The organism is Exiguobacterium sp. 17-1, assembly GCF_023096305.1.
In the GTDB taxonomy this organism is placed as follows: Bacteria; Bacillota; Bacilli; order Exiguobacteriales; family Exiguobacteriaceae; genus Exiguobacterium_A; species Exiguobacterium_A sibiricum_A.
In genome coordinates this window covers 223,927-237,652 of sequence record NZ_JALIGJ010000005.1, presented here as the reverse complement: position 1 = coordinate 237,652, position 13,726 = coordinate 223,927, and the positions used below count along the sequence as shown (strand labels likewise).

Annotated in this window: 13 protein-coding genes; all 13 read left to right on the top strand. The window is 49.0% G+C overall.

All coding sequences use genetic code 11. The features are described 5' to 3' along the window. Window positions 1-165: 165 nt before the first annotated feature. The 13 genes from ychF to MUN34_RS13780 all read left to right on the top strand — a co-directional run bounded on the left by ychF (window position 166) and on the right by MUN34_RS13780 (window position 13,720). Window positions 166-1,266 carry a redox-regulated ATPase YchF gene (gene ychF, locus MUN34_RS13840; RefSeq protein WP_026827041.1) on the top strand — a complete coding sequence of 367 codons (1,101 nt, stop codon included), beginning with the start codon at window positions 166-168 and terminating at the stop codon, window positions 1,264-1,266. Between the two features lie 123 nt (window positions 1,267-1,389). Continuing rightward, the gene (gene rpsF / locus MUN34_RS13835) at window positions 1,390-1,677 is read left to right on the top strand and encodes a 30S ribosomal protein S6 (RefSeq protein ID WP_012371898.1); all 288 of its coding nucleotides are present in this window, start codon (window positions 1,390-1,392) and stop codon (window positions 1,675-1,677) included. A 23-nt stretch (window positions 1,678-1,700) separates the two neighbouring features. Further along, complete coding sequence (locus MUN34_RS13830) at window positions 1,701-2,228, top strand: single-stranded DNA-binding protein (protein ID WP_012371897.1); 528 nt, start codon at window positions 1,701-1,703, stop codon at window positions 2,226-2,228. A 47-nt stretch (window positions 2,229-2,275) separates the two neighbouring features. Then, window positions 2,276-2,506 (top strand): 30S ribosomal protein S18, encoded by a 231-nt coding sequence (gene rpsR, locus MUN34_RS13825; protein ID WP_012371896.1) that lies wholly within the window; start codon window positions 2,276-2,278, stop codon window positions 2,504-2,506. 137 nt (window positions 2,507-2,643) lie between these two features. Beyond that, window positions 2,644-4,629, top strand: a complete 1,986-nt coding sequence (locus MUN34_RS13820; RefSeq protein ID WP_247858106.1) for a DHH family phosphoesterase — start codon at window positions 2,644-2,646, stop codon at window positions 4,627-4,629. After that, the gene (rplI, locus tag MUN34_RS13815; RefSeq protein WP_012371894.1) at window positions 4,626-5,069 is read left to right on the top strand and encodes a 50S ribosomal protein L9; all 444 of its coding nucleotides are present in this window, start codon (window positions 4,626-4,628) and stop codon (window positions 5,067-5,069) included. Before MUN34_RS13820 ends, rplI begins: the two co-directional genes overlap by 4 nt. 19 nt (window positions 5,070-5,088) lie before the next feature. Continuing rightward, a complete protein-coding gene (dnaB, locus tag MUN34_RS13810; protein WP_012371893.1) occupies window positions 5,089-6,441 on the top strand; it encodes a replicative DNA helicase in 1,353 nt (450 codons plus the stop codon). A 218-nt stretch (window positions 6,442-6,659) separates the two neighbouring features. Beyond that, entirely contained in the window at window positions 6,660-7,952 is a 1,293-nt protein-coding gene (locus MUN34_RS13805) for an adenylosuccinate synthase (protein ID WP_114596769.1), read from the top strand. Between the two features lie 246 nt (window positions 7,953-8,198). Then, complete coding sequence (gene yycF, locus MUN34_RS13800; protein ID WP_026827044.1) at window positions 8,199-8,909, top strand: response regulator YycF; 711 nt, start codon at window positions 8,199-8,201, stop codon at window positions 8,907-8,909. Window positions 8,910-8,911: 2 nt separating this feature from the next. Next, entirely contained in the window at window positions 8,912-10,762 is a 1,851-nt protein-coding gene (gene walK / locus MUN34_RS13795) for a cell wall metabolism sensor histidine kinase WalK (RefSeq protein WP_026827045.1), read from the top strand. Then, entirely contained in the window at window positions 10,759-12,075 is a 1,317-nt protein-coding gene (locus MUN34_RS13790; protein ID WP_247858105.1) for a YycH family regulatory protein, read from the top strand. The genes walK and MUN34_RS13790 overlap by 4 nt, the downstream gene beginning before the upstream one ends. Window positions 12,076-12,081: 6 nt before the next feature. Then, window positions 12,082-12,918, top strand: coding sequence for a two-component system regulatory protein YycI (locus tag MUN34_RS13785; RefSeq protein ID WP_026827047.1), 837 nt, complete (start codon window positions 12,082-12,084; stop codon window positions 12,916-12,918). Window positions 12,919-12,928: 10 nt separating this feature from the next. Further along, the gene (locus tag MUN34_RS13780; RefSeq protein ID WP_026827048.1) at window positions 12,929-13,720 is read left to right on the top strand and encodes an MBL fold metallo-hydrolase; all 792 of its coding nucleotides are present in this window, start codon (window positions 12,929-12,931) and stop codon (window positions 13,718-13,720) included. The last annotated feature ends 6 nt before the right edge of the window (window positions 13,721-13,726 follow it).

Here is a 13,726-nt window from a genome sequence, read left to right as displayed (position 1 = left end):
GTACATGAAACAATCTAGTCTTTAAAAAAAGAAGACGCATCTCCTTGCTTAAAAAAATTGAACTATCTATAATTGTGAAAGATGTGCTGACGTGGTGTAATCATTCTACCCACTGCGGCCGCTAGCACGGATTTCCTAGGAAATACCGAAAAGGAGGAATTCCAAGTGGGATTAACAGCCGGAATCGTTGGCTTACCAAACGTAGGAAAATCAACACTTTTTAACGCAATTACACAAGCTGGTGTCGAGGCGGCGAACTACCCGTTCGCAACAATCGACCCGAACGTCGGTGTCGTCGAGGTGCCGGATGCACGTCTTCGTAAATTGACAGAACTCGTTAATCCGAAGAAAACGATCCCGACCGCATTTGAATTCACGGATATCGCCGGAATCGTCAAAGGAGCTTCAAAAGGAGAAGGGCTCGGTAACAAATTCTTGGCCAACATTCGTGAAGTCGATGCCATCTGTCAGGTTGTCCGTTGTTTCATCGATGAGAACATCACACACGTTTCAGGAAAAGTCTCACCAATCGATGATATCGAGACGATCAACCTTGAATTGATCCTTGCCGATCTCGAATTGGTCGAAAAACGGATCCAACGTGTCCAAAAACAAGTGAAATCACGCGATAAAAATGCAGCGGGCGAACTCGAAGCACTTGAAATCGTCTTGGCATTACTGGAAGACGAAAAACCAGCACGTCTTGCCGAGTTAAACGAAGATCAGGCAGCGATCGTCAAGCATTTCCAATTGCTGACGATGAAACCGATGCTTTATGTCGCAAACGTCGGTGAAGACGAAGTCGCGGACGCAGACAGTAATGAAAATGTCCGTTTGGTTCGTGAATTCGCGGCGAAAGAAGGCGCAGAAGTCATCATCATCTGTGCCCGGATCGAAGAAGAGATTGCTGAGCTCGAACCGGAAGAACGTCAAGAGTTCCTAGTGGATCTCGGAATCGAAGAGTCAGGTCTTGATCAGTTGATCCATGCAGCGTATAACACGCTTGGTCTTGCGACGTACTTCACAGCCGGTGAAAAGGAAGTTCGTGCCTGGACGTTCAAAAAAGGCATGAAAGCGCCGCAATGTGCGGGCGTCATCCACTCGGACTTCGAACGCGGTTTCATTCGTGCGGAAGTTGTTGCTTACGAAGATTTAGCAGCAGCTGGAAACATGGCGACCGTGAAAGAACAAGGACGTTACCGTTCTGAAGGGAAAGAATATGTCTTCCAAGACGGCGATGTCGTCACATTCCGCTTCAATGTTTAAGAGAAGCGAACGAATCGTTATTGCATAAACCAAAATACTTTGATAGTATTAACAAATGTGAGTAATGAATTATTGCTCCTTGCTCGATGAATCGAGCCGCCAGTCCAAGAGGAGGTGACAGATATGCGTAAATACGAAGTACTTTACATCATCCGTCCGGAAGTTGATGAGGAAGCACGAAAAGCTCTAGTTGAGCGTTTCAACAAAGTCCTCACTGACAACGGTGGTACAGTTGAAAAAACAACTGAAATGGGTAAACGTCGTTTTGCTTACGAAATCAATGATATGCGTGAAGGTTTCTACGTTCTTCTTAACGTGACTGCTGAACCAGCAGCTACAAAAGAACTTGACCGTCTCATGAAGATCAGTGACGATATCGTTCGCTTAATGATCACAAAAGACGAGAAATAAGCTGAAACAGGAGAGTGATTCTGATGATTAACCGCGTCGTTTTAGTCGGTCGGTTAACTCGTGACCCTGAAATGCGTTATACGCAGAGCGGGATTGCGGTAACGCGATTCACACTCGCTTGTGACCGTCCGTTTACAGGACAAGATGGGAAGCGAGAAGCTGACTTCATCGATTGCGTCGTTTGGCGCAAGCAAGCAGAAAACGTTGCTCAGTATTTGAAAAAAGGGAGCCTCGCAGGAGTTGAGGGTCGCCTTCAGATTAGTAGCTATGACGATAAAGATGGTCAACGTCGTTATCGTGCAGAAGTCGTCGCGGATAGTGTTCGATTCCTAGAATCACGCAATGCAAGCCGTTCTTCCGATAGTGATAGCTACTCTTCGAATTCAAATACAGGTGGAAACGGAAATGCTGCAGGATGGGGTTCACAGCAACAGCAGAACAACTCTTCCTCGCCAGCACCCGCTTCATCTTCATCGAATTCGGGCTTCGGCGCTGATCCGTTCAGCGGCGGCAGTTCGATCGATCTTTCAGACGACGACCTTCCATTCTAATGGGAACGTCGGACTGAAAAATTTACTCTAAAAAGGAGGTTAATCACATGGCACGTCGTCCAGGTGGAAAACGTCGTCGTAAAGTATGTTACTTCACGTCGAACCACATCACTCATATCGATTATAAAGACGTAGAACTTCTCAAACGTTTCATTTCGGAACGCGGTAAGATTCTTCCACGTCGTGTGACTGGTACTTCAGCGAAATACCAACGTCCACTTACAATCGCAATCAAACGTTCACGTCAAATGGCTTTAATTCCATACGTAGCTGACTGATTACGGTCCAGCGCTTTTCCTTTTCGAAGGAAAGGCGCTTTTTTTCGCTTCGCTTTCAACCGGTCCTGCTTTTCGGTTATAATATACAAGTTACCGAATTTTTCATACGAGTATATTTAGTATACAAGGAGGACGCGATGGGGTTAGGTCAGCAAGTATCACCTGAACGAGAACAACGCTTTTTTCGCTTCGTTCCGTATCTATTAATCGTGGCTCTACTTTTTGTCATTGCCGTCGATCACCCAATCATCGCAGCGGTTGGAGCCGTCTTGACGACGGGGCTGTTCGTCCTTCATCTTCTGGAGGAACGACGTGGTCGGAAGTCGTGGGAAAGCTACGTCGCCGGTATATCGATTCAAGTCGAAGACACCGGTCAAGATGCTTTGACGAACATGCCAATTGGAATTTTACTTTATGATGAAGACGCACGTGTTACCTGGTTCAATGATCCGATGCGTGAAATTTTTGAGGATCTTGCCATGGGACACGTCTTGACGGATCTTGATCCTTTGTTCGTTGAAATGATTGGCGTCGATGAGGACCAAGCGACACTCGAAATCGGCGAATCGGTTTATCGTGTCTTTTCGAACAGCGAAAACCGGACCTTCTACTTGTTCGATATGACAGAAGAAGCACAGGTCGAACAGCAACTGGTCGATAATCAGACGGTCATCGGTGTGATTTATCTCGATAATTATGATGAGATGACACAAGGGATTGAAGATCAGCTTCGCAGTGAGTTGAACAGCCGCGTCACCCAATTGCTGAATCACTGGGCCGCAGATCACGGCACTTACATCAAACGGACCGCTTCCGACCGTTACTTTATCGTGACGACGGAAGAGAATCTGCGGATTTTGGAACGATCAAAATTTACGATTCTTGATACAGTCCGGGAAGAAACGAGTCAACGCGGCGTCCAGCTGACGTTGTCGATCGGTATCGGATGTGGCAGTGATCCGATTCCGGCGCTTGGTTTGATGGCCCAATCGAGTCTCGATCTGGCCTTAGGCCGCGGCGGCGATCAGGTCGTCATCAAGCGGGACGGGAAAGTTCGTTTTTATGGTGGGAAAACCAATCCGACAGAAAAACGGACACGTGTCCGGGCCCGCGTCATTGCCAACTCGTTGCGTGATTTGATGCAGGAGTCGAGTCGCGTCCTCATCATGGGGCACCGGAATCCGGATATGGATTCACTGGGGTCCTCGATCGGGATTTTAAAACTCGCCGAGATGAACGATAAAGAAGCCCATATCATTCTTCCGGAAGCCGAAATCGGACAAGGAATCCGGCGGATGATGAATGAAATCAGTCAGGAACCGAAACTTGAGACCCGTTTCGTGAATGCGTTCCAGGCGGATCAATTGATTGATGATCAGGCGCTCTTGATTATCGTCGATACCCATAAACCTTCCCTGGTCGTCGTACCGGCATTGCTGGAGCGTTTTGAACGCCTGGTCGTCATCGACCACCATCGACGGGGAGAAGACTTTATTGAAGAACCGGTTCTCGTTTATCTCGAACCGTACGCGTCATCGACGTCAGAACTTGTCACGGAACTGATCGAGTATCAACCGACGAATCAGAAACTGGCGATGCTTGAGGCAACGGCACTGCTTGCCGGAATTATCGTCGACACGAAAGGCTTTACGTTACGGACCGGTTCCCGGACCTTTGACGCCGCTTCGTACTTGCGTTCGCAAGGCGCCGATACGGTCCTGGTGCAAGAGTTCCTCAGTCAGGATCTTGAGACGTACGTCGAGCAATCGCATATCCTCGAGCGGACGGAAGTGTACACCGCCGGGATGGCGATTGCGACGGCCGAGCCCGGTGTCATCCATGATCAGGTCCTGATCGCCCAAACAGCGGACCAGCTGTTGTCGCTCCAAGGAATCCGCGCGGCGTTCGTCATCGCGGAATTGCAGGACGGCAGGACGGCCATCAGTGCCCGTTCGCTCGGTGAAGTGAATGTTCAGCTGATTATGGAGACGCTTGGCGGCGGCGGTCATTTAACGAATGCTGCGACACAGATGACCGAATCGGTCCTGACCGTCGCAACAGAATTACGAAAAGCGATTGACCACTATTTAGAAGATGAAACAAAAGGAGAGGAAACAGAATGAAAGTTATTTTCTTACAAGATGTAAAAGGCCAAGGTAAAACAGGAGACGTCAAGGACGTCGCTGACGCATATGCAAACAACGTGTTGTTCAAAAAGAAATTGGCACGTCCCGCAACAACCGGAAACCTCAAGCAACATGAGGCACATGAGCGTAAAGCAGCAGAAGAAGCAAAACAAGCGTTACAAGATGCGCAAGCATTAAAAGAAAAGATTGAAAAAGAAACAATCATCGTCTCAACAAAAACAGGTGAGGGCGGTCGTGTCTTCGGATCCGTTACAAGCAAACAAATCGCGGATGAGTTGAAACAGATGGGTTACAAAATCGACAAACGTAAAATCGAACTTGAGCACCCGATCAAAACACTGGGTGTGACGAAAGTACCATTGAAATTGCACAATGAAGTCACAGCAACGTTAAACGTCCAGGTTAAAGAAGCGTGAGTAGAAAAGGGGACCGGTGATGAGTGATGTAATGCAAAATACGCCCCCCCAGAGCATTGAGGCGGAACAAGCCGTCCTTGGGGCGATCATGATCGATGCGGATCGACTGATCAGTGCGTCCGAACGATTATTGCCACAAGATTTTTATCGTGCGGCCCACCAACGCATTTTTGAAACGATGCTTGTGTTGTCGGATCGGGGAGAAGCAATCGACCTCGTGACCGTTACGGCAGAACTCAGTACGCTGGGTATTCTCGAGGAAGTCGGCGGATTACCGTACCTCGGTGAACTGGCGGAAGGTGTTCCGACCGCAGCCAACATCAACTATTACGTCAATGTCGTCGATCAAAAGTCGACATTACGCCGATTGATCCGGACCGCCAATGAAATCGTCACGGATGGTTACGAACGGCAAAATGAGGTCGACGTCCTGCTGAATGAAGCAGAGCGGAAGATTCTCGAAGTATCACAAGGAAAAGGCAGTGCCAGCTTCATTCCGATTTCCGATGTCTTGACGAGTGCTTATGCGACGATCGATAAATTGCATAAACAAAGCGGCGAGACGACCGGTATTCCGACCGGTTTCCGGGATCTCGACAAAGTAACGGCCGGATTCCAGCGCAACGATTTAATCATCGTTGCCGCCCGTCCGTCTGTCGGGAAGACGGCCTTCGCCTTGAACATCTCACAAAACGTCGCGACCCGTGCCGATGAGAATGTCGCCATCTTCAGTCTTGAGATGGGAGCGGAGCAGCTCGTCATGCGGATGCTGTGTGCGGAAGGCAATGTCGACGCGCAGCGTCTCCGGACGGGACAGCTCGAAGATGAGGACTGGGGTAAGTTATCGCTCGCGATGAGCAGCTTGTCCCAAGCCGGGATCTATATCGACGATACACCGGGTATTCGTGTCAACGACATCCGGGCGAAATGCCGTCGTCTGAAGCAGGAACACGGTCTCGGGATGATCATGATTGATTATCTCCAACTGATTCAAGGGAACGGCCGTTCCAGCGATAACCGGCAACAGGAGGTCTCCGAGATCTCCCGGTCCTTGAAGTCACTGGCCCGTGAACTCGAAGTTCCCGTCATTGCGTTATCGCAGCTGTCACGGGGCGTCGAGAGTCGGCAGGACAAACGGCCGATGATGTCCGATATCCGGGAATCAGGAGCGATCGAGCAGGATGCCGATATCGTCGCTTTCTTGTACCGCGATGATTACTACAACAAAGAAACGGAAGATGCGAACACGATTGAGATCATTATCGCGAAACAGCGGAATGGTCCGACCGGTACCGTCAAACTCGCTTTCCGGAAAGAATTCAATAAGTTCGTGGATCTCGAACCGAACAATTCCTATGCACCACCCGCCTAAACGGCTTAAAAACGCTTCCGTCTTTCGAGACAGAAGCGTTTTTTTAATCGTTATGTTTGAATATCTTGAAGAGAAAGGAAAAAAATGAATTAAAACCGTCTTTTAAACGAACGAAAAAGAATTGTAACATTTAATTGTTCGGTATTTGGTTGACTTCTGTTTTTTTCCGCGTTACACTTAGTCGTGGTTTTGAATCGTACGTGGAGGTGGATGAGAATATGTCATCAGTAGTAGTAGTCGGAACACAATGGGGCGACGAAGGAAAAGGAAAGATTACCGATTTTCTTTCGAAAAAAGCCGATGTCGTTGCTCGTTATCAAGGTGGAGACAATGCCGGACATACAATCGTATTTAATAATGAGACGTATAAGTTACACTTGATTCCATCTGGAATTTTTTACTCAGACAAGAAATGTGTCATCGGGAACGGGCTTGTCGTCAACCCGAAATCGCTCGTCAAGGAATTGAAGTATCTGCACGATCGTGGTGTTTCAACGGATAACTTACTGATTTCCAATCGGGCGCATGTCATCTTGCCGTATCATCAGTTGCAAGATCAACTCGAAGAAGAAGCAAAGGGCGACGCGAAGGTCGGAACGACGCTTAAAGGAATCGGACCGTGCTACATGGATAAAGCAGCACGAATCGGAATCCGGATGGCTGATTTACTCGACAAAGAAACATTCGCTGAAAAATTAAAAATCGTTCTTGAGCAAAAAAACCGGATGTTCACGAAGATGTATGATGCGGAAGCGATCGCTTTCGACGATATCTTCGAAGAATACTACGCGTACGGTCAAGAGTTCGCGAAGTATGTCTGCGATACATCGGTCGTCGTCAACGACAGCCTCGATAAGGGCGAAAAAGTCCTCTTCGAAGGGGCACAAGGTGTCTTACTCGACCTTGACCACGGGACTTATCCGTTCGTCACGTCATCGAACGCATCAGCCGGCGGTGTCGCTTCAGGTGTTGGTGTCGGTCCAGCACGGATCGATCACGTCGTTGGTGTCTGTAAAGCGTACACGTCACGTGTCGGTGATGGTCCGTTCCCGACAGAACTGTTTGACGAAATCGGTCATCAAATCCGTGAAGTCGGTCGTGAATACGGAACAACGACAGGCCGTCCACGCCGTGTCGGTTGGTTCGATTCAGTCGTCGTCCGTCACTCACGCCGGACAAGCGGTTTGACAGATCTTGCATTGAACTCAATCGATGTCCTGACAGGAATCGAGACGCTTAAAATCTGTACGTCGTATGAGTTTAACGGCAAACAGATTGATGAGTATCCGGCGAGTTTCCGTGATCTCGAAGCATGTGTCCCGGTTTATGAAGAGTTACCGGGCTGGAAAGAGGATATCACGCACATCCGTAAGTTTGAAGATCTGCCGATCAATGCGCAGAACTACGTTAAACGGATTGCAGATTTGACGAATATCTCACTCGTGACATTCTCGGTAGGACCGGGTCGTGAACAAACGGTCGTCCTTCGTGATCTGTACGAAGAAGCTTAATGGTTGAAAAGCAGCAGTTCCAGATTTGAGATCTGGGGCTGCCTTTTTTCTTCTCTGATTAAGCGAAATCATTCACAAAATGAAGTGAACGAGCGTATACTAAAGGTAATGTTTCACGTGGAACGCATGACGTGAGCGTATGATGAAGTCAACAGAGTGGCGTCGGGAGTTTCCGTCGCCACCTTTCTATATGCCTGAAAAACAGGTAAAATAGATTGAATAGAAATTTTTAAGGGGGAACACCCAGTGACGGAACGTAAAATCCTCGTCGTCGATGACGAGCAACCGATTGCCGATATATTAAAATTTAAATTAGAAAAAGAAGGTTATAGTGTCGCCGTAGCAAATGATGGAGTGGAAGCACTCGAGAAAGTCGAAGAGTTTAAACCCGATCTCATCCTGCTCGATATCATGTTGCCATTGATGGATGGAATGGAAGTTTGCCGGGAAGTCCGAAAAACATCAAAAGTCCCGATCATCATGCTGACAGCAAAGGATTCTGAAATCGATACGGTCCTTGGCCTTGAGCTTGGTGCAAATGATTACGTCACGAAACCATTCAGCTCGCGCGAACTATTAGCACGTGTGAAGGCACACTTACGTAACGTCAATACGGTCGAAGCGACACCGGCAAATGCAGGACCGGGTCCATTGAAAGTGGGAGAACTGTATATCGATACGAATTCTCATACCGTCACACGACAAGATCAAAAAATCGAACTGACACAACGTGAGTTTGAACTGTTGCATTACCTGGCGAAAAACATCGGGCAAGTCATGACTCGTGAACACCTGCTTCAAACGGTGTGGGGATATGACTACTTCGGTGATGTCCGGACAGTTGACGTAACGGTACGCCGTCTGCGTGAAAAAGTCGAGGATAATCCGAGTACACCGATCTATATCATGACCCGCCGCGGTGTCGGCTACTATCTCCAAGACGGGGAGAATGAATAACGATGTTAAAAGGAACGAACTTTTTCAAATCGATCCAGTGGAAACTTGTCGTCATTTATGCGTTGTTGATTTTAGTCGCGATGCAAGTCATTGGGGTTTACTTCGTTCGTTCCCTTGAAAAACAGTACATTACGAACTTCTCAAAATCTGTTGAAGACCGGGCCGGACTTGTCGCGTACAATGTCGGGAAGGAATTCGATAAGACAGGCGATGATGAGGCCTCCAAACGGCAGTTGTCTGAATCTCTTGGACAACTGCTGTCTGAGTTTAGTAGTGGCTCGACGTCAAGGAACGATATTCTCGAAGTACAAATCATTGATCAGGACTCGATCATTCAAGCGACGTCTGACGAAGACAATCAGTCGGCGGTCGGACAACGGGCGACGAATTCATTGATTAAAAAAGCACAAGCCACGAGTTCCTCTCGTGTCGATACCGTCCTCGATCCGACGACGGAAGACAAGATTCGGATTTTTGCAGTCCCCGTCACGTCCGAACGGACAGGGGCGACGACCGGGATGATTTACGTCCGGGCGTCGATGGAGTCAATTTATTCGCAAATGCAGCAAGTCACAAGGATCTTAGCAACGGGGACAGTGATTGCACTTGTCATCACCTCGATTCTCGGTGTCCTGTTATCGCGGACGATCACCCGGCCGATTTCGGATATGCGGCGCCAGGCGATCGAGATGCGACGCGGGAACTTCTCGCGGAAGGTTAAGGTCTATTCCGATGACGAAATTGGTCAGTTGGCACGTTCATTTAACGAACTGACGGATGAATTACTCGAAGCGAATGCGACGACGGAAGCCGAAAGGCGGAAGTTGACGAGTGTCCTCGAAAATATGACGGATGGTGTGATTGCGACGGATCGGACATTACGTGTCATCCTGATGAACGATCAAGCGAAGGATATCGTTGGTGTCGATGAATCCGGTATCGTCGGGACGAACTTAAAGGATTTACTCGCGCTCGGAGACGACTTTATGATTCCGGAAGACGGGACGATGCCGCCCCGTCTGCTCGATTTCAGCAGCGAGGATGAACTGTTCCTTGTCCGGGCCTTCTTCTCACCGGTCAAAAAGCACAGTGGACCGATTACCGGGATGATTATCGTCCTGCATGACGTCACGGAGCAGGAACAAGTCGAGCAGGACCGCCGTGAGTTCGTCGCGAACGTCAGTCATGAACTCCGGACACCGCTGACGACGATGCGGAGTTACCTTGAAGCCTTGGCGGAAGGTGCCTACCAGGATGAAGAACTGGCGCCACGGTTCCTGGAGACGACACAAAACGAAACGGAGCGGATGATCCGCCTCGTCACCGATCTGTTGCAACTGTCGAAAATGGACAGTAAGGAATACAAGATGAACAAAGTCCGGTTTGATTACATTCAATTCTTAAATGATATTCTCGACCGTCATGATATGACGAAACCGGAACGGATTCAGTTCCGCCGGAAAATCATGAAACGGAAAGTCTACCTCCGCGGGGATCAGGATAAGTTGATCCAGGTCGCGGATAATATTTTAACGAACGCGATCAAGTATTCACCGGAAGGCGGTACGATTACCGTCCGGACGATGTTACGGGCGAAACGAATCGTCATCAGCATCAAAGACGAAGGGGTCGGGATTCCAAAAGCGAACCTGCAGAAAATCTTTGAACGTTTCTACCGGGTCGATAAAGCACGGGCACGGAAGATTGGTGGAACCGGACTGGGTCTTTCGATTGCTAAAGACGTCGTTTCGGCACACGGTGGTGACATTTGGGCAGAAAGCGAATGGGGACGCGGCACAACGATTTACTTTACGCTTCCATATGAGGTGATCGAAGAGGTGGATATCGGATGACGAAACAGCGACTGAAATCCATCGCTTTGATTCTTCTGGTCAGTGCTTCGATTGTCCAGACCGCCATGTTATGGACGTATCATCCGAGCAGCGAGTCGATTGAACAGGAACAGGTATCGTTTAATGAAATCGATGCCTCAAAGACGGTCGAAGGAAATCAGCTGATCAATCCGGAGCTTGTCATCTATTCGAACGGCGAAAGTGCCTACCAGACTCAAATCATCGGTCGGACGATCCTGAACCGGATCGGCGCCTCGTTTGATGTCGGTGTCCTGGTTTTGACCGATAAGGCATCAGATATTCCGGTCAGCAAACGGAGTGTCGAGATGATCTTCCCGACGCCGATCAGTTCAAAGATGCTCGAGGAGTTGCTCGGGGAAAAACAAATTGCGATGTCGGAGCCGATCAAACGGCTCTATCTGCTCGATTATGAAGGACCGATTCTTCGACTGGAGTCGACGACGGGACGATTTAAGGACTTTAAATTAATCGGGGATGAGACGGTCTTAAAACGTCTATTCGCCTATGATAAGAAAAAACCGATGACGAAAGTCGAGCTCAAGGGCGGTGACTACACGTATGTCCCAAGCGGCGCGACGAAACTGGAAGAAGTATTCGTCTACGATGATATTTCGCAGGATCCGAAGCCGCTCAGCCGGATCGAGAGCGCATTTTTTACGGAAAACTCGAACGTCCAACAAATCAAGAGCCGGGATGACCTGGACGTTTTGACGGACGGTGTCAGTGTTTCGACCTACGACCGGGATTATAATGCGTTCCGTTTTAATACATTGTCTCCGAACACCCAAACCTCGTCCGTCGATTACAGTACAATCGTCAGTTACATCAACATCCACGGCGGATGGCTCGATCCTGTGACACAACGCAGTGGCTTCCGCTATTACTTTGATCAGATGTCGAAAGCAGAAGAAGAACAGGCGGCGACATTCCGATTGTATTTGAACCGATACCCGATTTTTGGTGAAACAGGACCGTTACTTGAACAACCGGACTTCGATCTCGCGACCATCAAAGTAACGTTCGAAGAAAATCAGATCCGTTCGCTCAGTCGCAGTATGATTCGGGCGGAGCGGAAGTTGTTGCTCCGTGAAACGACATTGCCATCCATCGATCAGATTGAAAAACAGCTTCAATCCGCCGACATGTCGGATGAGATTTCCGGTATCCGGATGGGATATGAGATGACGTACGAAATTGAAACGAGTCGTTATGCCTTGTTTAAGCCAAATTGGTTCGTCAAACAAAACGGAAAATGGACCACGGTTGATCAAGCTATCGGAAAAGAGGGATAATGTTTCATGGATTGGAGTAAAGCAAAAACGTTACTGATTTTGACGTTCCTGATCCTGAACGCCTATCTTGCCGTTCAGTTGATGGACCGAATGATCGATCCCCGAATCGTCACGACGAATGCGGACGGGAAAACTGTTTTGAAAGAACGAAAAATTGATGAAAAGAAACTGCAGACCGTCTCGAAAGAAATTGGTTATTTGACGGCGGAAGTTGATACGAGTTCATTGATTCCAAAATCAGGCTCCCCGATTCAAGATGCCGTCACGTCTGTCAAAAATCAAATCGAGTGGTCGGTTCGTCTGACGAAACCGTTCCCGCTCGAAGCAAAAGCAATGCGTGATTCGGCGACATCGTTTGTCCAGTCGTCGGCTGCGTATGGCACAGACTACACGTTTTGGAAGTATGACAGCAAACACAATGAGATGACGTTTGTTCAGACGTATAAGGAACAACCGTTATATTCGACACCGCAACAGTCGCGGGAGGATGACGCGATGATTGGTCCGTCGTTACTTGTGCTCCAGTTGAACGAGCAGAAGGAAGTCGTCAGCTACAAACAACGTCACTTAAACAAAGTCGTCCGTCAGGCACAGGATGTCACGTTATTATCGGCGAGTGAGTCCGTCATTCAACTGTCGGAGCAGGGCTTGTTCCCGGCCTCAAAACGAATGACGAGTCAAAAGCTCGGCTACTTCTGTCTTGTGACGGAAGGAACGAAATCGGTGCAGATCTTACCGCCGACGTGGCAGATTGAACTGAACGGAGAAGAACTGTATTTCGTCAATGCAATCGACGGCGGAGTCCAGACCATCGAACGGCTTGATACCGTTTCAGAGAAATGAGGAATGCACGATGAGCCTACACTACAGCGTCCTTGCCAGTGGCTCGACGGGGAATGCCCTCTATATCGAAAGTGAACAGACCCGCCTGCTCGTCGATGCCGGTCTGACCGGCAAAGCGATGCTCGCCCTGTTCGACCAGATTCACCGGTCACCGGAAAAAATCGATGGCTTGTTCGTCACCCATGAACATTCCGATCATATCAAAGGCGTCGGCATCATGGCCCGGAAGTACAACATCCCGCTTTATGCGAACGAAAAAACGTGGGCAGCGATGGAAGCGAAGATTGGCAAGATTGACCCCGCACTGAAGTTCCTCTGGGAAGTCGGGGAGGTCAAACAGTTCGGTGATATCGAGGTCGAATCGTTTAACGTCAGTCATGACGCGGCCGACCCGATGTTCTTCCAGTTCGCCCACGACGGAAAACGGCTCGCCCATATTACGGATACCGGCTACGTCTCGGACCGGATGAAAGGTGTCATCCGCGGCGCCGATGCCTATATTTTTGAAGCGAATCACGATATCGGGATGCTCCAGATGGGGCATTACCCGTGGAGCGTCAAACGGCGGATTCTCGGCGATTACGGACACGTCTCGAACGAAGATGCGGCGATTGCGATGAGCGAAGTGCTCGATGACCGGACGAAACGGATCCACATGGCCCACCTGAGTAAGGACAACAACATGAAGGAGCTGGCCCGGATGAGTGTCTCCCAGACGCTTGCGAGCCGCGACGTCGACCTCAGCAAGATCCAGTTGCTCGACACGGATCCGGTCATTCCGACGCCGCTTTTGAAGCTCTGATTATGG